The organism is Streptomyces sp. NPDC002476 (assembly GCF_042889785.1).
Taxonomy (GTDB): Bacteria; Actinomycetota; Actinomycetes; order Streptomycetales; family Streptomycetaceae; genus Streptomyces.
In genome coordinates this window covers 100,905-121,167 of sequence record NZ_JBIARH010000024.1, presented here as the reverse complement: position 1 = coordinate 121,167, position 20,263 = coordinate 100,905, and the positions used below count along the sequence as shown (strand labels likewise).

Genomic DNA, 20,263 nt, shown 5'->3' with positions numbered 1-20,263 from the left:
AACTACGACACCTACTGCAGCGATGAGGCGACCACCACGCCGCCTTCGGGGCTCAACGATGCCGCCGAGGGCAAGGCCAAGGGCGCCAGGGACGGCGAGCGCGACGGTCTCACCGACAAGTGCGACTACCGCCACTCGTACGCTCCGGCGAAGACGACGGAGGAGTACACGGACGCGTACTCGCTCGCGTACCGGACCAGCTACGACACCTACTGCTAGTCAGGGGTGCGGTCGGCAACTCCCAAGAAGATCAATGGCTGTGACTGGTGGTGAGCTGGTCACGGCCATTGGTCTGGCCACAATCGGGAACACGCAGCCGCCTCGGCGCAGAGCGCCGGATTCCGCAGCTCGACCATGAGCCCGCCCCGGGCGGGCGCGGGTGGGCCTACGGTGGGCGTGGGTGGGCCGGCCGGGTCAGTCCCACCAGAACGACCAGGTGGACTGGTCGAGCAGGTGGCTCCTGGCGTAGTCGTCGAGGTCGTAGGGCGGGTTCTGGTTGATGTTGTCCGGGCAGAACGCGAAGTGCTCGGCGGCGAGCGCCCGCGCCTCGTCCAGTGTGGTGGGCGGGCGGCCGACGGTGACGGTGAGGGTGTCGAAGCCGAGCATCAGGACCCGTACGTCGTAGCGGTCCTCCCAGGAGCGGAGCACCGCGCTGAGCCGGGCCACGTCGTTCTCGTAGTTGAGCGGGCCCGACCAGCCGATTGCCGCCGGGATGTCCGCGCTGCGCCGGGCCGGGACGAGCGCCGCCCGTACGCCCGGGAACCAGCCCTCCGGGCCGGTGAACATGTCGGCCATCTCGGCTGCCAGGGCGTCGGGGGACTGGACGGAGCCCGTGTCGGCCGGGGCGGAGGCCAGGCCCGGCCATTCGGCCTGTGCGGCGTCGAGTTCTTCGGGCGCGCACTCGGCCCAGTACGCGGCCAGCACCTCGGCGGTGTCGTGATCGCCCGGGTATGAGGTGTCCTCCGGGACGAGGTCCCAGTCCTCGGGCCACTCGTCGCGTCGCCCGCCGTCGATCAGCACGGGCAGCAGCCCGAGGGACCGCCCGGCCGCACGCAGCCGGGCCCAGTCCCCGGGGACCACGGGCGCGTCGGTGTACCAGAGCAGCGGCTCGTGCCAGGTGCCGTCGATCGTGGCGTCCACCAGCGAGCCGGGCGGAAGCTGGAGCCCTGAAGTGGCCAGGGACGGGAGCGGGTTCGGGAGCGTCGCCATGGTGCCGAGCGTACGGGTGGCCACTGACAGCCGGGCTCGAACGAGGGGTGTGGTCTACGGGCGTGCGTGGCTCACGACGGCGAACATGGCGCGTGCGGTCGTGCCGTCGGGCAGCGGCCAGCCCGCAGTGACGTGGCCCAGGGCCGCCCGTTCGTCGTCGGTCTCCCGGCCGGGCCGCAGAACGCGGTTGATGTGGATGGCCAGCCGACGGCCGTCGGCCGCCGTCTCCACGAGGAGATCCGTGCCGTCCGGGTCGTCGGACACGGTCGTGGAGACGATCGCGGACGTGACGCGGACGGACTCCGCGAACGAGGCGGTGACGGACGGGTCGGGGGTGTGGCTCGTGCTCTGCATCTGCGGTTCGGCCTCGCCGATGACGAGTGCGAAGAGCTGCGCGACGAGTACCGGGTCACGCGTGCCGTCGTAGACCCACCGAGTCCCCAGCTCTCCGTGCTCGGTGGTGCCGATCAGAGCTTCGTCGGCGCCCGCGATCGGTGCGCCGCGGTAGCTGAACGGCACCTGGTAGTTGACCGGTTGGGCCCCCGAGGTGTCGGTGACGGCCATGAACTCGATGCCGACCTCGCCCTCGGGGTCGTCCAGCCGGAACCCTCCGGCCTTCACCAGTTCGGGCTCGCCCTTGCCTCGGTACCAGGGTTGCGTGGGCAGCCAGGTGGTGAGGAGTTCGAGCTTGGTGGGCGTCAGTGTGGTGCGGTGAATGAGTGCCATGCCGGTGGTGTCTCTCCTGTGGGATCAGCCCATGTGTCGGTCGGCGGCGAAGCCGGCGAAGGCCGCCCAGGTGGTGGGGGTGATGGTGAGGACGGGGCCTTCGGGGTTCTTGGAGTCGCGGAGGTGGATGGCGGCGGGGTGGGCGGCCACCTCGACGCACGCACCGCCCTCACTGCCGCTGTAGCTCGACTTGCGCCAGTCGTAGGCGACTTCGAGGCACTGCCCGCCGTCGCTGCCGCTGTAGCTGGACTTGAACCACTCAAGTGTGCTGCTCATCGCTCTCCCAGCAGATGGTCCAACAGGCCCACGGTGTCTTTCGGGTTGAGGGCTTGGGCTCGAAGCATTGCATACCTCTGGGAGAGAATGCTGACCTCGTCTGGGTCGTAGATGAGCTGGCTGCCACGTTGCGTTTCGGTGTACGCGACATGCTGGAAGTCCGGAGTCTCCAGCAGGGTGAATGAGCCGTCGAGCGCTGAGTGGGTACGGCTGTTAAGGGGCAGGACCTGGATACAGATGCCGGGGAGTTCGGCGTACGCCCGCAGGTGGCGGAGCTGCTCCAGGTGTTCCTCGTCGTCGAGGAGTCGGAGCCTCAGGACCGGATCCCAGATGACGAAGCTGGTGGTCGGGGGAGAGGACCGGCGCAGGATCTCCTGGCGTTGGATGCGAGCCGCCGTCTGGTTCGCGATCTCCTCCTCGCTGAAGACCGGGACGCGGTTGCGGAAGACCGCTTCGGCGTACGGGGCCGTCTGGAGCAGCCCCGGCAGCACCTGGTTGTCGTACCAGGACAGGGCGAGCGCGTCATGTTCCAGATCCACGTACTGCTCGGCCCACGCCGGGATCAGGTCCACCTCCGGCATGTTGCCCACCGCCATCTCCAGCGCGCCCTTTGTGCCGAGCAACTGGTCGAGGTGGCTTGCCAGATCGGGGAGGAGCGAGCGCCTGCCCTGTTCGATGGAGGCGATCGTGTCGACCTGATGGCCGACACGGTCCGCGAGTTGGGCTTGGGTCAGGCCGTTCGCGATGCGGTACAGGCCGACCAGCTTGCCCACGAGTTTCATTGCCGACGCGTTCTTGCGCTGCCGCTTTCTGGGGTGCATACGAATCGAACTCCCACCGTGGTACGTACGTCACGCGCGCATGGCCCGTACAAAGGAGAAGTACGGGCGTGCGCGCTGTGGCAGCGTAATCACAGAATGTGACTCTCTTCTCATGAATGAGACGATGCAACTCTCGTTGCTGCGCGAGCGGTTCTGTCGGCGGGAGCGCCGATCGGTGCCCGCCGCTCGGGAGTTCGTGCGAGCCGCCGTGGCCGACTGGGGGTTCGGGGTGCGGCTGGACGACGTACTGCTGTGCGTGAGTGAGCTGGCCACCAACGCGCTGATGCATGGAGTGCCGCCCGGGCGTGGGTACTTGGTGCGGCTGCTGTTGCGGGAGGGTGGGGCGGCCCTGCGGGTGGAAGTGCATGACAGCGGGAGCGGGGAGCCGGTGGTGCGGGAGCCGGGGCCCGGACCGGAGGGGGAGTCGGGGCGGGGGCTGCTGATCGTCGCGGCGGTGGCCAACCGGTGGGGAGTGGAGGAGCGGGACCCGGGCAAGGTCGTGTGGTGCGAGTTCGGGGAGCGACGGGAGGGGCCCGGCCCGGGAAGCGGAACGCTCGGGGCAGCCGCATACGGTGAGGCGTGACCAGCATCGATGGACCCATGACGGAACCCGGGCGGACGTGGGAGCGGGGCGTTCGGCTCGGCGTGAGGAACTTCCGTGACGCCGGCGGCGTCGGCGCGCTGCCCCGAGGCACGCTGTTCCGTTCCGCCGCGCTGCACGGTCTCGCTTTGGAGGACGCGGAGGCTCTGCGGCGGCTGGAGCTGCGGACGGTCGTGGACCTGCGCAGCGGCCCCGAGATGGCGGAGCGGCCGGACGCCGTCGAAGTGGTCCGCGCGGGGTACGTCAGGTACCTGCACGTACCCGTCTTCGAGGAGCGGCGGTGGCCCGCGGACCAGATGGAGCTCTATCCGCTGATGGCCGAGCGCGCCGGGAGCGCGGCTGTGGCGGTCGTACGGCGACTGCTCGCGGACGACGGCGCTCCGGTGCTGGTCCATTGCGCCTCGGGCAAGGACCGCACGGGGGTCGTCGTCGCGGTCGTACAGACCCTGATGGGCGCCTCCGATGAGGAGGTTCTCCAGGACTTCCTGCGCTCGAACACCGAACTGGGCCTGGTCGCCGACCCTTCGGCGGCCGGGGCGGCGGTGGCGCACGGGTCCCTGCCCGTGCTCGCCACGCATCTGCACCGGGCCATGCTGTGGATCCGGAGCCATCATGGCTCGGTTCCCGATTACCTCCTCGCCCATGGTCTGACGGCCTCACAGCTGTCCGCCGTACGGGAAACGATCTCGCGAGGAACGCCTTGAGCCGAACGGCCCAAGAACTCCTGGGTGGAACGTTGACGCCCGGCGTCCGGGAGGAGACAGCGCGGGACCTACAGGTGGGTTGCATGCCCTGCCCGGCTGTGGGCCGGGTGCAATAGTCGGTGGCATGAATACGACACCCTGGGTGCGGTGCAGATCTTGCGACAGGGGCGCTTCTTGACAACCGGGGGACGGGACCGGCGAATTCTCGGCGTTGAACGGGCGGGTCGCCAGTGCCTGGGCGGCAACCCCCGCTAAATGTGCGGATCTCATCCGTGACCACTCAAGTGGAACGGGATGGATGGTCACAGACGACGAATGGTTTTGCATGTCCACCAGTGCGGCGCATGTGGCGGCTCTGGAATCCCTCGGCTTTGATGACGAGGGCCGACGACGGTTCCACTAAATCGTATGGGATATGGATGCGCACAGTGACTGAGTGTGTGATCCGCGACCTCAACTGTCCGCCGCCTCGGCCCAGAGCGGGCGCCGGGTGCCCGCCAGCCGCGGACCAGCAGGTTCCGCTCATACCCACACCATCGGGTGATGCCAGACCCGCTCAAGGAATTGCGAACCGCCCTTCAAGAGCTCCGAACGAAATGGGCGCCCGGCTCGCGACGCTTGGCACCTACACCCACACCCACGCGCAGACGCCGCGAGCTGATCGGACGGGCATGGACGACTCACCGCTGGGATGAACCCGAACCGCCGACCCTGACCACGCGCTTATCCGCGCGGCCTCTAATATCGTGTGAAACTCTTCGACGGACGCTGACGCCCACTTGGGCGTACCTGCCGCCCAACGCCCAACACGATACGACGACGTACACCCCACGGTGATGGAGTCGAGCATCGAGGAGAGGAACGTTTATGCGAGCCCGGAGCATAGGCACAGCCGCCGCAACAGCATTGGCGCTGGTGGCCGCCCGCGATCTCATCCAGAAGAAGCACGCACTGCTCCGGAACTTCCCGGTGATCGGGCACGCCCGGTACTTGCTGGAGACGATCGGGCCGGAGCTGCGGCAGTACGTCGTGACCTCCAACGAGGAGGAGCGCCCGTTCAGTCGTGACCAGCGCACCTGGATCTATGCGTCGGCGAAGGAGGAGAACAACTACTTCGGGTTCGGAACCGACGTCGATGTCGAGCACGTACAGGGGCACGCATACCTGAAGCAGCGTACGTTCGCCGACGCGCTGCCCGACATGCAGGACCCGCAGGCCCCGCTGCCCTCGGCCAAGGTGCTGGGCGGGCCGCGCGGGCGCGCCAAGGCGTTCCGGCCGCCGAGTGTGGTGAACATCTCGGCGATGAGCTTCGGATCGCTCTCCGGCGCGGCGATCACGGCGCTCAACAAGGGGGCGGCGCTGGCGGGCACGATGCAGAACACGGGCGAGGGCGGCCTCTCGCCGTACCACCGCAACGGCGGCGACCTCGTCCTTCAGATCGGTACGGCGTACTTCGGCTGCCGCAACGAGGATGGCAGCTTCAACCTCGACAAGCTCAAGGACGTGGTCGCCGACGCCCCGGTCAAGGCGATAGAGATCAAGCTCTCCCAGGGCGCCAAGCCAGGGTTGGGCGGGATGCTGCCGGGCGCGAAGGTGACTCCGGAGATCGCCGAGATCCGGGGCATCCCGCTCGGCAAGGACTGCGCCTCCCCGTCGCGGCACACCGCGTTCAGCGATGTCGACTCGATGCTCGACTTCGTCGAGCTGCTCGCCACCGAGACCGGTCTGCCGGTCGGGGTCAAGAGCGCGGTGGGAGAGATGAGCTTCTGGCAGGAGCTGGCCACGCTGATGGCGCGTGGTGACCGCGGTGTCGACTTCGTCACCATCGACGGCGGCGAGGGCGGCACGGGGGCGGCGCCGCTGATCTTCAGCGACTCGGTGTCGCTGCCGTTCCGGATGGGCTTCTCCCGGGTCTACGGCACCTTCGCCGAGCTGGGGCTGACCGACGATCTGACCTTCATCGGCTCCGGCAAGCTCGGCCTGCCCGAGAACGCCGCGGTCGCCTTCGCCCTGGGCGCCGACATGATCAATGTGGGCCGCGAGGCGATGCTGTCGATCGGCTGCATCCAGGCGCAGAAGTGTCACACCGACAGGTGCCCCACCGGCGTCGCCACCCAGAACCCGTGGCTGGCCCGCGGCCTCGACCAGGCATCGAAGGCCACCCGGGCCGCTGCCTATCTGCGCACCCTGCGCAAGGAACTGATCAAGGTCTCGGCGGCCGTCGGCGTCGCCCATCCGGCACTCATCACGGCCACCGACATCGAGATCATGAACGGCGACTACGACGCCCGTACCCTGGCCGGTGTCTACGGCTACAAGGACGGCTGGGGCGAACTCGGCCCGCATCTCGCCGATGAGATCACCGCACTGCTCGCCACCAAGCCGACCTCTTTCCCGAAGCCGGCTGTCTGACCCGCCGACAGCGACAAGCACCGCGCTCACCGCTCTCCTGCCGGTGCGATCGACCTGCCGGACTGTGGGATCCGTGATCCGGGGCTGGTGAATCTTCGCCCACGGAATTTCGCGACGCCACCGGTCCGTTGCCCGTTCTTGTACGCACGCCGTCCCCCTCGGGTCTCGATCCTCGGATCTTAGGATCTACTGCCCTTGGGGGAGCGGTGAGTTGTCGGTCCGGCCCTACGATTTTCGGCCCGGTGCGCGAGGGCTGCTCACGAGGCGAGCGGCAGCACAGCAGGCGAGTGCCCGCTCAGAAGGTGAGGGCGTCGTCCATCTCGGTCTGCCAGTAGGTGACGAAGCCGTTGTTGCCCCAGTAGGTGTCGGCCGGGAGCTTCAGGTTGGCGGGGGAGCCCGTGGAGCCCGAGTTGCTCTTGGGCATGAAGTACACCGCGAGGCGAGTGCCCTTGTGCAGGTCGTTCATGTCGTCCTCGCCGCTCAGCCCGATGGAGGCGTAGGCGGACTGGCCCGGCTCAAGGGTGACCACGGCCTGCGGCATGCTGTCACGGAGGACCGGGAAGGCGGCCTGGGAGTCGTCGAAGCGGAGAGCCGGCGCGTGGTACGCGTAGCAGGGGCGGTTGCCCGTGTTGGTCGCGGTGAGCAGCAGGTGGTTGATGGGACGGCTCACCTTGCTGACGGTGACCTTGGTGTTGTCGCCGGTGCACGTGACGGGGGAGCTGTTGGTGTTGCCCTTGTTGCCGTTGCTCGTGCCGGCATTGCTCGTCCCGCTGCCGGAGCCCTTGGAGGTGCCGGCGGCGTTCTCGGCGGGGGCGTTGGCCTTGCTGCCCGCGTCCTTCGCGTTGTCGTCGGCGGTCTTGCCGGTGTCCGTGCCGGTCGTCGAGGACCGCTGGTCGCTGGTGCTCGCCACCGGAGCGGCGGCGCCCGCCTTTTCGGCCGCGGCGTCGTCGTCGCCGGTGCAGGCGGTGAGGGACAGGGCGGCCAGGAGCGCGGTGGCGGCGAGGCCGGTGGTGCGGAAGCGGTTGCTGCGCATGGTGAAGGTACTCCCCGTAAGAGTTGGTTCGAGCAGAGTCGAGTTGAGGTCTGTATGTGAGCTGAGGCCGTGTGCGGCACGGTGGTGAGGCCGCTCAGTGACGGCCGCTCAGGTACACCACGATCGCGGTCGTCACGATCAATACGCCGATGGCCACGGCATCGATGGGTTCGATGCGGAAGGGCGTTCGCATTGCGTCGTCCCGGTGGTTTCTGCGGTGTGGTCACAGATTGCAGGACATCGGATTCCGGCCGCAACGCCGAACGGGCCATTGGGGAAGCTGGAATGCCTGCGCGTACGCTGACCTGGGCAGATTCCACGTCCCTGGAACGGCGTTCCGGGACGGACGAGGAGGGGGAAGGCCGCAATGGCGACGCCGGAGGCCGAGGATTTCGCGGCCCTGCTGAAGGAACTGAAGGGACGGTCGGGGCTCAGCTACGGGGTGCTCGCCGGAAGACTGCACGTCAGCACGTCGACGCTGCACCGGTACTGCAACGGGGACGCCGTTCCCAACGACTACGCGCCGGTCGAGCGGCTGGGGCGTCTGTGCGGGGCGAAGCCGGACGAACTGGTGGAGCTGCACCGGCGATGGATCGTCGCCGATGCGGCGAGACGGCGCCCGGCACCGGCGGCGGCGGCCGAGTCCGCTTCCGCCCCTGCCTCGGACTCCGTCTCCGCCCCTGTCTCGGACCCCGGGACGGTTTCCGATGCTGCTCCTGATCCGGCTTCTGTTCCCGGACCTGCTTCCGGGGCCGCTTCCGCGCCGGGGACCGTTCCGGAGCGTGATGTTCCGGTGGCCGGTGGTACGGCTTCGGCCGAGGGGGCCGACGCGGGGCCCGCCGAGAGCGGTGACCGGGACGGCGGCAGTGCGGCGGACGACTGGAACGACATGGCCGCGACCGGGTCCGGGGCTGCGACCGCTACCGGCACGGCGGCCCGGTCCCGGCGGTTCCGGTCCTCGCCGCGCATCCGCGTCCTGCTCGCCGCGGCGGCCGTGGTCGCGCTCACCGTGCCGACCACGATCGTCGTCAGCAAGCTCTCCGGGACGGACGACAGCGCGTTGAGCAACGCCCCCATGGTGGACGGGGTGGAGAACAGCATGTCCGCGCCGCCCACGGCGGAGGACAGGAAAGGGACGACCGCATCACCGGGTACGCCGAGTGCTTCGGCCACGTCCGGAGCCACGCGGACCCCGTCCCTGAAGCCCGGGGGCGGGTCTTCCGGCTCCGCGGCGGCCGGGAGCGGCAGGGGGGCCGGAGCCGGTGGTACGCGGACGGGCGGGGGCCTGCCCGTGAGCGCCACGATCAGCTCGTACAACTGGGCGGCCCCCTGCGGGCAGTACTACGTCCTGGACCGGGAGCCGGAGAACGTGCCCCCGCCGCCCTCGCCGCAGGACACCCGCGGCTGGGCAAGGGCGCTCGGCGGGGTGGACGGCGGGCACATGCAGCTCGAACTGACCCTGCAGGGGAAGTCGGGCGACGCGGTGGTGCTGCACGACCTGCATGTGCGGCAGGTCGCCAGGAAGGCTCCGCTGCCGTGGTCGGCGTACTCGATGGGGGAAGGGTGCGGGAGCGGCATCACCCCGCAGACCTTCGATGTCGATCTCGACGACGGCCGGCCGGTGCTCAGGCCGGTCGCGGGCGAGAAGGCCGGCAAGCCGGTGCCGCCGAAGGATTTCCCCTTCCGCGTGACGTCCACCGACGTGGAGGTCTTCGACCTCGACGTCCATGTCGAGGCGCACGACGTCAGCTGGTACCTGGAGCTGGACTGGAGCAGCGGCGGCCGCAAGGGGACCCTGCGCATCGACGACGGCGGGAAGCCGTTCCGTACGAGCGCCATCGAGACCCGGCCGCTGTACAAATACCAGTACGACACGGTCCAGTGGGCGACCGAATGAACCACCGCGGCCGCCCACCGGGCTGGTGGGCGGCCGCGAGGTGATTCGTTCAGCTGTACTGAGAATCGCGCCAGAAGCACTCGAAGACGCTCAGAAGTACTCGGAGACGCGTCAGAGGCGCTCGGGGGTCCTGATGCCGAGCAGTTCCATGCCCTGACGCAGGGTGCGGGCGGTAAGGTCCGAGAGGAAGAGGCGGTTCTCGGCCACGTCCTGCGGGACGTCCGACTTCAGTACCGGGCACTGGTCGTAGAACGTCGTGAACAGCGACGAAAGCTGGTAGAGGTACGCGGCCAGGCGGTGCGGCTCGTACGCGGCGGCGACCTCGGCCACGACCTCGCCGAACTGGTCCAGGTGCAGGCCCAGTGCGCGCTCGGCCGGGGCCAGCTCCAGCTCCGGGTGCGCCTGCGGCTTCAGCTCGCCCGCCTTGCGCTTGATGGAGCAGGAACGGGCGTGCGCGTACTGGATGTACACGCTGGTGTCGCCGTTCAGCGACACCATCTGGTCCAGGTCGAACTTGTAGTCGCGGGCGGCCGACGTGGACAGGTCCGCGTACTTCACCGCGCCGATGCCGACCTGGGCGGCACGCTCCGCGATCTCCTCCTCGGTGAGGTCCTGGGCCTTCTCGCGCACGACGGCCGACGCCCGGTCGATCGCCTCGTCCAGCAGGTCCGCCAGCCGGACCGTTTCGCCCTCACGGGTCTTGAACGGCTTGCCGTCCTTGCCGAGCACCGTGCCGAAGGCGAGGTGCACGGCCTTGACGTCCTCGTTCAGCCAGCCCGCCCGGCGGGCCGTCTCGAAGACCATCTTGAAGTGCAGGGCCTGCCGCGCGTCCACCACGTACAGCAGGGTGGACGCCTTGAGGTTCTGGACCCGGTCGCGGATCGCGGAGAGGTCCGTCGCCGCGTAGCCGAAGCCGCCGTTCGACTTCTGCACGATCAGCGGCACCGGCTCGCCGTCGGTGCCCTTCACGTCGTCGAAGAACACGCAGAGCGCGCCTTCGGAGCGGACGGCGACGCCCGACTCCTCCAGCAGGCGGCAGGTCTCCGCCAGCATGTCGTTGTAGCCGGACTCGCCGACGATGTCGGCGTCGCGGATCTCCATGTCGAGCTTGTTGAAGACCGAGTAGAAGTAGATCTTCGACTCGTCGACGAAGCGCTGCCACATGGCGAGGGTCTCGTCGTCACCGGCCTGGAGCGCGACGACGCGGTCCCGGGAGCGGGCCTTGAACTCCTCGTCGGAGTCGAAGAGCGCGCGGGACGCCTTGTAGAGGCGGTTCAGGGAGGACATGGCGGCCTCGCCGTCGCCCTCGCCGCCCTCGTGGTTCAGCTCGCCCGGGTGCTCGATCAGGTACTGGATGAGCATGCCGAACTGGGTGCCCCAGTCACCGATGTGGTGCCTGCGGACCATGGTCTCGCCCGTGAACTCCAGGATCTGCGCCATCGCGTCACCGATCACCGCGGAGCGGAGGTGACCGACGTGCATCTCCTTGGCCACGTTCGGCTGGGCGTAGTCGATGACCGTGGTGCCCGCGGCGCTGTTGTACGGGACGCCGAGGCGGCCCTCGTCGTCCGCGTCGCGCGCGGCGAGGGTCTCGATGATCGCCCGGTCGCTGAGCGTGATGTTGAGGAAGCCGGGGCCGGAGACCTCGATCTCCTTGACCGGGCCGCCCGCCGGGACGGCCGCGGTGACCTGGGCGGCCAGCTCGCGCGGGTTGCCCTTGAGCTTCTTGGCCAGGGCGAGGATGCCGTTGGCCTGGAAGTCGGCCCGGTCGCTTCGTCGCAGCAGCGGGTCCGCGGTGCCGGCGTCCGGCAGTGCTGCCGTCAAGGCGTCCGCGAGCTGCTGCCGGAGCGTGGAAGCGAGGGAATTGACCGAGGCCATGGGCTTGGATGCCGTTTCCGTAGGGGTACAGGGGCACAGTGACGCGGCACGATGGCTGCGAAGTATCACACCAGTATTCCACGGTGGGTAAACCCGCTTTCCGGCGTCGCTGCCGGGTGTCGTCGCCGGTTCGGGGCCGGGCCTTGGCGGAGCCGTGTTCCGGCTCGGGTCCGGGCGCCGGCAAAGCCGTTTTCGTGCTACCGGTGGGACCTGGGAGAATGGTGGACGTCCCGTACCGGTTCGACAGGGCCTTCCGGTCCCCGATCGGTCCCATCCGTGCCGACCGGTTCCGAATGGCTCCGGCCGGTACTGACGGGTCACTGGTGCCGGCAGGCCGCTGGTACCGACCGGCCCCAGCAGACCTCGGCAAGTCCCGACAGGTCCCCCACAGGGGTCCCCGACAGGTTCCACAGAGGGTTTTGTCCCTACGAGTCCCACAAGAGAGAAGGACGTGCAGACCGTGGCTCAGAGTCAGAGCAGCACCGAGGCCGACTGGGTCTCCCGCTTCGCGGACGATGTCATCGCCGAATCGGAGCGTCGTGCGCCTGGCAAACCGGTCGTCGTCGCGTCCGGTCTCTCCCCGTCGGGCCCGATCCACCTGGGCAACCTCCGCGAGGTCATGACCCCGCACCTGGTCGCTGACGAGATCCGCCGCCGCGGTTACACCGTGCGGCACCTGATCTCGTGGGACGACTACGACCGCTACCGCAAGGTCCCGAACGGCGTCCCCGGCATCGACGAGTCCTGGGCGGAGCACATCGGCAAGCCGCTGACCTCGGTGCCCGCCCCGGCCGGGTCCACGCACCCGAACTGGGCCGAGCACTTCAAGGCCGCCATGACCGCCGCGCTGGGCGAGCTGGGCGTCGAGTTCGAGGGCGTCAGCCAGACCGAGAAGTACACCTCGGGGGCGTACCGCGAGCAGATCCTGCACGCCATGAAGCACCGCGCCGCCATCGACGCCGTGCTCGACCGGTACCGGACGAAGAAGGACCCGGCGGACGCGGCGGCCAAGGGCGGCAAGGGCGGCAAGAAGCCGCAGCAGAAGAAGGTCGACGAGGCGGAGCTGGAGGCCGAGGAGGGTTCCGGCGCGGCCGGCGAGGACGACGGCAGCGGCGGCTCGGCCGGCTACTTCCCGTACAAGCCCTACTGCGGCAACTGCGAGAAGGACCTCACCACCGTCACGTCGTACGACGACGACAGCACCGAGCTGAACTACACCTGCACGTCCTGCGGCTTCGCCGAGACGGTCCGGCTGAACGAGTTCAACCGCGGCAAGCTGGTCTGGAAGGTCGACTGGCCGATGCGCTGGGCCTACGAGGGCGTGGTCTTCGAGCCGAGCGGCGTGGACCACTCCTCGCCGGGCTCGTCGTTCGTCGTCGGCGGCCAGATCGTCCGCGAGGTCTTCGGCGGAGCGCAGCCGATCGGCCCGATGTACGCCTTCGTCGGCATCTCCGGCATGGCGAAGATGTCCTCCAGCAAGGGCGGCGTGCCGACCCCGGCCGACGCGCTGAAGATCATGGAGGCACCGCTGCTGCGCTGGCTGTACGCGCGCCGCAAGCCGAACCAGTCCTTCAAGATCGCCTTCGACCAGGAGATCCAGCGGCTCTACGACGAGTGGGACTCGCTGGTGCGCAAGGTGGCCGACGGCTCGGTGCTCCCCGCCGACGCCGCCGCGTACAGCCGGGCCGTGGGCACGGCCGCCGGTGAGCTGCCGCGCACGCCGCGCCCGCTGCCGTACCGCACGCTCGCGTCGGTCGTCGACATCACGGGCGGGCACGACGAGCAGACGCTGCGCATCCTGAGCGAGCTGGACCCGGAGAACCCGCTGACCTCGCTGGACGAGGCCCGGCCGCGTCTCGACCGCGCCGAGAACTGGATCACCACACAGGTCCCGGCCGAGGCCCGCACCATCGTCCGCGACGAGCCGGACAAGGAACTGCTCCGCTCGCTGGACGACCAGGGCCGGGAGTCGCTGCGGCTGCTCCTGGAAGGACTGGACTCGCACTGGTCGCTGGACGGTCTCACCACGCTCGTCTACGGCGTGCCGAAGGTGCTGGCCGGTCTGGAGCCGGACGCCAAGCCGACGCCGGAGCTGAAGGTCGCGCAGCGGTCGTTCTTCGCGCTCCTGTACCGGCTGCTGGTCGGCCGGGACACCGGGCCGCGGCTGCCCACGCTGCTGTTGGCCGTGGGCGCGGACCGGGTGCGCAAGCTGCTGGGCGCGTAACGGTTCCGGGGCGTCGCTGAAACGCGGATCGCCGGGTGCTGAATCCTCAGCACCCGGCGATCCGCGTCTGTGTGTCGTTACGCGTTTGTGTGCCGCTAAGGGCTGTCCCGTAATCCCCGGCGGGCGCGTGGCGTCAGCTGCGGCACCTCGCCGCGTTGTCGGAACGTCCGCGTACTGCCAGTATGCGGACGCCCCTCCGCCTTGCGATGCACCACATCCGACGCCGCGAGCTGGTCCACCACGGATTACGGGACAGCCCTCTACGCGATGTGGTTCTCGGTCATCTCGTTGTCGAAGCGCTGCTTGAAGCCCGGCAGCATACGGCGGAGCAGGGCCGCGCCGCGGGGGTGATGGACGTTGTACACGTCCGACAGGTGTATGTCGAGGACCTCGGCACTGGGGTGGGCCTGGTGCGTACGTGTGTACTCGGCGAAGACCTGGTACGCGATCGTCCCGAACTCGACCTCGGACTCGGCTTCGGAGCCGGTTTCAGGTCCGGTTTCGGGCCCGGAGGCGGTTTCCGGCCCGGATTCGGATTCGCGTTCCCGCGCCTGCTGCTGTGCCTGCTCCTGCTCCCGTTCCTGCAGCTGCGGCTGCGGCTGCGGCCGTTGCTGCCCCTGCCCCTGCTCCTGGGCCTGTGCCGGTTCCCGCTGCTGGTCCTGTGCCGGTGCGGGCTGGTGTTCCGGCTCGGTCTGCTGAGACTGGTGGGCCGGCTGTGTGCGCTCGGGCTGCTCGGCCTGCGGCATCGGCCGGGAGGCCGCGGTGCGCGGCTCGGGCACGGCGGCGATCGTCCCCACGTCGCCCAGCGGGCGGGTTCCGCCGGGGCCCAGCGGGACCTGGACCGGCATGGGCTCCAGGCCCTCGACGTACGTCGGGTCGTACGCGCTCTGGTATGCGTCGTTCGGCACCTGGGGCGCCGCGAACCAGGGGCTCTCGTGCGAGCCCGGGCCGTCCTGGGGCCACTCGCCGGCCGCCGCCTTGTCGCCGGGGCGAGCGTGTTGCGGCTGCTGCTGCTCGTAGTGGTGTGGGTGTCCGGGCTGCCGACCGTACGGCTGCTGCTGTTGCTCCGGGGGCCCCTGGTGCCCCTGTTGCTCTTGGTGCTGCTGAGGCGTGAGCGCCTGCGGGTGCGCCTGGGGCTGGGGCTGCGTCTGCGGCCCTGCGTACGGCAGCTCGGGCGGCAACTCGTCCGGCCCGGCCGCGGACAGGGCGGGCGCCGGGGGCAGGAGCGCCGGTTCGATGCCCGCCGCGGCCAGCCCGGCCCCGGCGGTCTCGGCCAGCGGAACGCCGTACTTCGCCAGGCGCAGCGGCATCAGGGACTCGACGGGCGCCTTGCGGCGCCAGCTGCGGCCGAAGCGGGCCTGGAGCCGTGCCTGGTAGATCAGCCGGTCCTGTTCGAGCTTGATGACCTGTTCGTACGAGCGGAGCTCCCAGAGCTTCATCCGTCGCCACAGCCGGAACGTCGGCACCGGGGAGAGCAGCCAGCGGGTGAGGCGCACCCCCTCCATGTGCTTGTCCGCCGTGATGTCGGCGATCCGGCCCACGGCGTGCCGGGCGGCCTCGACGGCAACCACGAACAGCACCGGGATGACCGCGTGCATGCCGACGCCGAGCGGGTCGGGCCAGGCGGCGGCGCCGTTGAAGGCGATCGTCGCGGCGGTCAGCAGCCAGGCCGTCTGGCGCAGCAGCGGGAACGGGATGCGCAGCCAGGTCAGCAGCAGGTCCAGGGCGAGCAGCACACAGATGCCCGCGTCGATGCCGATCGGGAAGACCAGCGAGAAGTCGCCGAAGCCCTTCTGCACGGCCAGCTCGCGCACCGCCGCGTACGAACCCGCGAAGCCGATCCCGGCGATGAGCACCGCACCGGCGATCACGAGTCCGATGAGTACCCGGTGGGTACGTGTCAGCTGCATCGCGGCCACCCGCGTTCCCCTCCCTGCTCGTTTGTTGAGAGCGACAGCCTGGCACACGCGTGCGAGAGGGCGTGGGGCGGGCGTCGCGGAGCGTGGTCGGGAGCCGGGGCGGCTCCGGCGCGTGGTCCCGGTGCCGACCCCGGGACCAGTCCTGTGAACGGGGCCGTTCCGCCCGTGACCGGCACCGTTTCCGGGCGAGCCGTACGGCCGAGCGGGTCGCATGGCCGAGCGGGTGGGAGCCGTCGATGTACGCCCACCCACCCGCCGGCTTCACCAACCTCGCGGGACAGCCCTTAGCTGGGCTTCTTCTCCGTGTCCTTCTCGCCGGGTGCGACCGACTTCCCGGACCCCGGCTTCGCGTCCGGTTCGCCGGACTTGTTCGGCGTGGTCGTGGCGTCCTGCTTCGCGTCACCGGCGGCGACCGCCGCCACGGCCTCCTTGGCAGCCTTTTCGGCGCCCTTCAGGATGTCCTCGGCGGACGGCGTCTTCGAACCCGCGTAACCGGCGCCGTTGTAGGTAAGGGTGACGACGACGTTCCCCGTACGCGCGACGACCGTCGCGTACTTGAAGTCCTCGCTCGTCTTGGTGAGGTCGTACGTGATCCTGGACGCCTGCTCGCCGATGCCCGTGACGGGCGCCTCGGCGACCTTCTTCGCACCCTCGGCCGCCTTGGCCTTGGCGACCTGCTTCGTGAAGTCCTGCTGCGCGCGCTCGGCGCCGCTGCCCAGGGTCTGGTCCGAGTCGAAGCGGGTGAAGCCGACGTCGAGCCAGCGGTACTGGGAACCCTTCACGCCCTTGTCGTCGAGACCGTTCCAGGAGCAGCCCGCGCGGTAGGAGGTGTCGCTGGACTTGGCCGCCGTGCCGTTCTTGGGCTTCGCCTCGGGAACCAGGGAGGTGATCGTCTTCTTGCCGATCGACGTGCACGGGTCGGGCAGCTGGGCGAACTTCGCCGGCTCGACGGTCGGTTCCGGCTTGGCCGCGTCCGGTGCCGTGGACGACGACGGCGAACCCGAGTTCTTGGTGTCCTTGTCGCCGGAGTCCGACGAGCAGCCGGCGACGACGAGCATCACCGGAACGGCGGCGCAGGCGAGTATGCGGGTGAGTCGCGGGGCTGAACGGTGCATGGTTCCTTCACTCGGTGGCGCGGCGGGCAGGGGTCGCGCCGGGGTTCGGGCGCGGTCCGCCGGGTGGCCGGGCACGGTCGGTCGGCGGGTGCCGGGCGGGTGCCCGGCGGGGTTCCGGAAGGCGTTCCGGACGGCCACCGTACGACGGACGGGGCTCGGGTGTGGCCCCGGACGGGGGTCTCGGGAGTGCGGTCGGCGGCGTCGCGGGGCGTGGAGGGCGCGGCTACTCGCTGAACTTCTCGACCAGCTCCCGGGCCAGCGATCGGGCTCTGTCCTGCAGTTCCTTGCTGTCGGGGACCACACCGGGGACGGTCGGCTGCTCGGTGTAGTCGACGGTCACGATGACGTTCGATGTGCGGAAGACCACGCTCACCACACGGTTCTGGGCGGTGGAACCGGCGCGGACGAGACGGTCGTCCAGGAACGCGCTGTCCCCGAGGCCGTCGAGGTTGCGCGGCAGCAGGCTGTCCTCCGCGCCGTCGCCGTTCTCGCCCTCGTCACCCGTGTCGGTCCCGCCGTCGTCGCTCGTGGGGGACGCGCTGGACGTGGTGTGCGGGACGGTGTCCGAAGCGGGTGGGGTCTGCTGCTCCGTGTCACCGGGCGTGGCGGACGGCGCGGTGAGGCCGGCGGCGGTCGCTTTCTTCGCGTACACCTCGCGGGCGCGGTCGTCGTCGCTCACCGAGGGGTTGTAGGACACGACGCGCTCGAAGTCGAGGGAGAGGGTGTGCGAGGAGCCGGGGGCCTCGGCCTTCCAGCGGCAGCCGACCCGGCGGTCCGTGTCGTACGTGACGTCGGCCGTGCCCTTGTACGCCTTCTTCTGCTGGTCCTCGGGCAGTTCGGCAGCGCCTGGGAGCAGGTCCTTCAGCGAGGACGGGGAGACGGCGCGGCAAGCGTCGAGAAGCGTGCGGTACTTGCCGGGGGCCGCCGTGGTGGCGGTCGCCTCGCCGGGCTTGCTGTCGGCGGCCGAGCCACCGGTTCCGGTGCCTGCACTGCAGCCGACGACAAGCGCTGCCAGCAGTGCGGTGCCGGGTACGTACGCCATTCGCCGCACGGTCCTGGGCTCCCTTCGCGCGAAAAACTGTTGCCGCTCTACGGCGGCCACTGGAGACAATGTGTATCGCACACGCCGCTGTGAACGCCGGTCGGGCGACTCATTTGCCGACCTTGGCGCCAGTTTTGCTCTTTCAGGCTTTTCGGGGGATTAGAGGAATTTATGTCGTATGTAGAGGTGCCGGGCGCCGAGGTCCCGATACGTATGTGGGCCGATCCCGCGTCGGTCGAGGACGTCGCGATGCGGCAGCTGCGCAACGTGGCCACCCTGCCCTGGATCAAGGGGCTCGCGGTCATGCCGGACGTCCATTTCGGCAAGGGCGCGACGGTCGGTTCGGTGATCGCGATGCACGGTGCGGTCTGTCCGGCGGCGGTGGGGGTGGACATCGGCTGCGGAATGTCCGCGGTGAAGACCTCTCTGACGGCCAATGACCTGCCCGGCGACCTGTCCCGGCTGCGCTCGAAGATCGAGCAGGCCATCCCGGTGGGGCGTGCGATGCATGACGACGCCGTGGCGCCCGACGGGCTGTACGGCTTCCGCGCACCGGGCTGGGACGACTTCTGGGCGCGGTTCGACGGGGTCGCCGAAGCGGTCCGGTTCCGTCGGGAACGTGCCACGAAGCAGATGGGGACGCTCGGTTCGGGCAACCACTTCATCGAGTTCTGTCTGGACGAGTCGGGCTCGGTCTGGCTGATGCTGCACTCCGGCTCGCGGAACATCGGCAAGGAACTGGCCGACTTCCACATCGGGCAGGCGCAGAAGCTGCCGCACAACCAGGACCTGATCGACCGTGACCTGGCGGTGTTCATCGCCGACACCCCGCAGATGGCGGCCTACCGGAACGACCTGTTCTGGGCGCAGGAGTACGCGAAGCACAATCGCGCCATCATGATGGCGCTCTTCCAGAACGTGGTCCGCAAGGAATTCAAGAAGGCCAAGGTCACGTTCGAACCGGTCATCTCCTGCCACCACAACTACGTGGCGGAGGAGCGGTACGACGGCATGGACCTGCTGGTCACCCGAAAGGGCGCGATCCGGGCGGGCTCCGGCGACTACGGAATCATCCCGGGCTCGATGGGAACCGGTTCGTACATCGTGAAGGGCCTCGGGAACGAGAAGTCCTTCAACTCGGCCTCGCACGGCGCCGGCCGCAAGATGAGCCGGAACGCCGCGAAGCGACGCTTCTCGACGCGCGACCTGGAGGACCAGACGCGGGGCGTGGAGTGCCGCAAGGACTCCGGCGTCGTGGACGAGATCCCGGCGGCGTACAAGCCGATCGAGCAGGTCATCGAGCAGCAGCGGGACCTGGTCGAGGTCGTCGCCAAGCTCAAGCAGGTGGTGTGCGTGAAGGGCTGACCCCGGACCGCACGCCGAAGCCCGCCGCCACGGGGGAGCGGCGGGCTTCGGTATGTGTGGGCGGTTTTGGACATCGGGCCCCGGGCGCGGGTGGCGTGCCGGGGCCCTTCGACGTTCCGGCCGAGGCCTGCCCGACCGGTTCGCGGTCCGGGCCGGAGACCGGCGAGGGCTCAGGCGGTGCGGGCCGGACGGGACAGCCCTTAGCCGCGGCTTGGGGTCCTATGAGTCTCAGGCGGTGCGGTGGACCTTGGTGTTGGACGCCTGGGCGCGGGGGCGGACGACCAGGAGGTCGATGTTGACGTGGCTGGGTCGGGTGACGGCCCAGGTGATGGTGTCGGCCACGTCGTCGGCGGTGAGCGGGGCCTCGACGCCCGCGTACACCTTGTCCGCCTTCTCGGTGTCGCCGCGGAAGCGGGTGGTGGCGAACTCCTCGGTCTTGACCATGCCGGGGGCCACCTCGATGACGCGGACCGGGGTGCCGACGATCTCCAGGCGGAGGGTTTCGGCCAGGACGTGTTCGCCGTGCTTGGCGGCCACGTAACCGCCGCCGCCCTCGTAGGTGGCGTGGCCCGCGGTGGAGGAGAGGATCACGATCGTGCCGTCGCCGCTCTCGGTGAGCGCGGGCAGCAGGGCCTGGGTGACGTTGAGCGTGCCGATGACGTTCGTTTCGTACATCTGGCGCCAGTCGGCGGGGTCGCCGGTCGCGACGGGGTCGGCGCCGAGCGCGCCGCCCGCGTTGTTGACGAGGACGGCGAGGCGGCGGAACGCGGTGGCGAACTCGTCCACCGCGGCGCGGTCGGTGACGTCCAGGGCATAGGCCGTCGCCTGATGGCCCGCCGCGTTGATCTCGGCGGCGAGCGCCTCGATGCGGTCCTCGCGGCGGGCGGTCAGAACCACGCGGTAGCCGGCGGCGGCCAGCTGCCGGGCGGTCGCGGCACCGATGCCGCTGCTCGCTCCGGTGATGACGGCGATCGGGCTGGCGGCCATGGCGGTCTCCTCGGGCAGCTGATCGGTACCGGGCCAGGATAGGCAGGCGCCGGG

At 69.6% G+C, this 20,263-nt stretch carries 17 protein-coding genes; 7 read left to right on the top strand and 10 right to left on the bottom strand.

The annotated features are described in order from the left end of the window. Nucleotides 1-219, top strand: a 219-nt coding sequence (locus ACFYXM_RS25150) for a hypothetical protein (protein WP_389292535.1), incomplete at its 5' end; no start/stop codon positions are given. 195 nt (nucleotides 220-414) lie between these two features. Here ACFYXM_RS25150 and ACFYXM_RS25145 read toward each other — a convergent pair. Genes ACFYXM_RS25145 through ACFYXM_RS25130 form a run of 4 tightly spaced genes read right to left on the bottom strand, consistent with a single transcriptional unit; the run spans nucleotide 415 to nucleotide 2,993 of the window. Continuing rightward, nucleotides 415-1,209: a DUF4253 domain-containing protein gene (locus tag ACFYXM_RS25145; RefSeq protein ID WP_389292533.1), complete on the bottom strand. Its 795-nt coding sequence runs from the start codon at nucleotides 1,207-1,209 to the stop codon at nucleotides 415-417. A gap of 54 nt (nucleotides 1,210-1,263) precedes the next feature. Continuing rightward, on the bottom strand, nucleotides 1,264-1,935 hold the full coding sequence (locus ACFYXM_RS25140) for a 1,4-alpha-glucan branching protein (RefSeq protein ID WP_389292531.1): 672 nt from the start codon (nucleotides 1,933-1,935) through the stop codon (nucleotides 1,264-1,266). Nucleotides 1,936-1,959: 24 nt separating this feature from the next. Next, entirely contained in the window at nucleotides 1,960-2,211 is a 252-nt protein-coding gene (locus tag ACFYXM_RS25135; protein ID WP_389292529.1) for a DUF397 domain-containing protein, read from the bottom strand. After that, complete coding sequence (locus ACFYXM_RS25130) at nucleotides 2,208-2,993, bottom strand: Scr1 family TA system antitoxin-like transcriptional regulator (RefSeq protein WP_389292548.1); 786 nt, start codon at nucleotides 2,991-2,993, stop codon at nucleotides 2,208-2,210. Before ACFYXM_RS25130 ends, ACFYXM_RS25135 begins: the two co-directional genes overlap by 4 nt. Nucleotides 2,994-3,144: 151 nt before the next feature. Between ACFYXM_RS25130 and ACFYXM_RS25125 the strand changes: the two genes are divergently transcribed. The 3 genes from ACFYXM_RS25125 (at nucleotide 3,145) to ACFYXM_RS25115 (ending at nucleotide 6,749) form a co-directional block, all read left to right on the top strand. Continuing rightward, nucleotides 3,145-3,615, top strand: coding sequence for an ATP-binding protein (locus ACFYXM_RS25125; protein WP_389292528.1), 471 nt, complete (start codon nucleotides 3,145-3,147; stop codon nucleotides 3,613-3,615). Continuing rightward, nucleotides 3,612-4,337 carry a tyrosine-protein phosphatase gene (locus ACFYXM_RS25120; RefSeq protein ID WP_389292526.1) on the top strand — a complete coding sequence of 242 codons (726 nt, stop codon included), beginning with the start codon at nucleotides 3,612-3,614 and terminating at the stop codon, nucleotides 4,335-4,337. Before ACFYXM_RS25125 ends, ACFYXM_RS25120 begins: the two co-directional genes overlap by 4 nt. Nucleotides 4,338-5,204: 867 nt before the next feature. Continuing rightward, nucleotides 5,205-6,749: an FMN-binding glutamate synthase family protein gene (locus ACFYXM_RS25115; protein WP_389292524.1), complete on the top strand. Its 1,545-nt coding sequence runs from the start codon at nucleotides 5,205-5,207 to the stop codon at nucleotides 6,747-6,749. A gap of 295 nt (nucleotides 6,750-7,044) precedes the next feature. Here ACFYXM_RS25115 and ACFYXM_RS25110 read toward each other — a convergent pair whose 3' ends face one another. Further along, on the bottom strand, nucleotides 7,045-7,782 hold the full coding sequence (locus ACFYXM_RS25110) for a DUF4232 domain-containing protein (protein ID WP_389292522.1): 738 nt from the start codon (nucleotides 7,780-7,782) through the stop codon (nucleotides 7,045-7,047). A gap of 367 nt (nucleotides 7,783-8,149) precedes the next feature. Here ACFYXM_RS25110 and ACFYXM_RS25105 point away from each other — a divergent pair, with 367 nt between their 5' ends. Further along, nucleotides 8,150-9,679: a helix-turn-helix domain-containing protein gene (locus ACFYXM_RS25105; RefSeq protein ID WP_389292520.1), complete on the top strand. Its 1,530-nt coding sequence runs from the start codon at nucleotides 8,150-8,152 to the stop codon at nucleotides 9,677-9,679. Between the two features lie 111 nt (nucleotides 9,680-9,790). On the opposite strand, the gene argS is transcribed toward ACFYXM_RS25105, so the two are convergent. Beyond that, nucleotides 9,791-11,557, bottom strand: a complete 1,767-nt coding sequence (gene argS, locus ACFYXM_RS25100; RefSeq protein WP_389292518.1) for an arginine--tRNA ligase — start codon at nucleotides 11,555-11,557, stop codon at nucleotides 9,791-9,793. A 451-nt stretch (nucleotides 11,558-12,008) separates the two neighbouring features. Here argS and lysS point away from each other — a divergent pair, with 451 nt between their 5' ends. Next, nucleotides 12,009-13,781 (top strand): lysine--tRNA ligase, encoded by a 1,773-nt coding sequence (lysS, locus tag ACFYXM_RS25095; RefSeq protein ID WP_389292516.1) that lies wholly within the window; start codon nucleotides 12,009-12,011, stop codon nucleotides 13,779-13,781. 260 nt (nucleotides 13,782-14,041) lie between these two features. Here the strand turns inward: lysS and ACFYXM_RS25090 are convergent, their stop codons facing one another. The 3 genes from ACFYXM_RS25090 to ACFYXM_RS25080 all read right to left on the bottom strand — a co-directional run bounded on the left by ACFYXM_RS25090 (nucleotide 14,042) and on the right by ACFYXM_RS25080 (nucleotide 17,857). After that, on the bottom strand, nucleotides 14,042-15,700 hold the full coding sequence (locus ACFYXM_RS25090; RefSeq protein WP_389292514.1) for a DUF2637 domain-containing protein: 1,659 nt from the start codon (nucleotides 15,698-15,700) through the stop codon (nucleotides 14,042-14,044). A gap of 284 nt (nucleotides 15,701-15,984) precedes the next feature. After that, a complete protein-coding gene (locus ACFYXM_RS25085; RefSeq protein WP_389292512.1) occupies nucleotides 15,985-16,815 on the bottom strand; it encodes a DUF3558 family protein in 831 nt (276 codons plus the stop codon). Between the two features lie 223 nt (nucleotides 16,816-17,038). After that, entirely contained in the window at nucleotides 17,039-17,857 is an 819-nt protein-coding gene (locus ACFYXM_RS25080; protein WP_389292510.1) for a DUF3558 domain-containing protein, read from the bottom strand. Nucleotides 17,858-18,028: 171 nt separating this feature from the next. Between ACFYXM_RS25080 and ACFYXM_RS25075 the strand changes: the two genes are divergently transcribed. After that, on the top strand, nucleotides 18,029-19,222 hold the full coding sequence (locus ACFYXM_RS25075; RefSeq protein WP_362026571.1) for an RtcB family protein: 1,194 nt from the start codon (nucleotides 18,029-18,031) through the stop codon (nucleotides 19,220-19,222). Nucleotides 19,223-19,450: 228 nt separating this feature from the next. On the opposite strand, the gene ACFYXM_RS25070 is transcribed toward ACFYXM_RS25075, so the two are convergent. Beyond that, nucleotides 19,451-20,209 carry an SDR family NAD(P)-dependent oxidoreductase gene (locus ACFYXM_RS25070; protein WP_389292508.1) on the bottom strand — a complete coding sequence of 253 codons (759 nt, stop codon included), beginning with the start codon at nucleotides 20,207-20,209 and terminating at the stop codon, nucleotides 19,451-19,453. Between the last annotated feature and the right edge of the window lie 54 nt (nucleotides 20,210-20,263).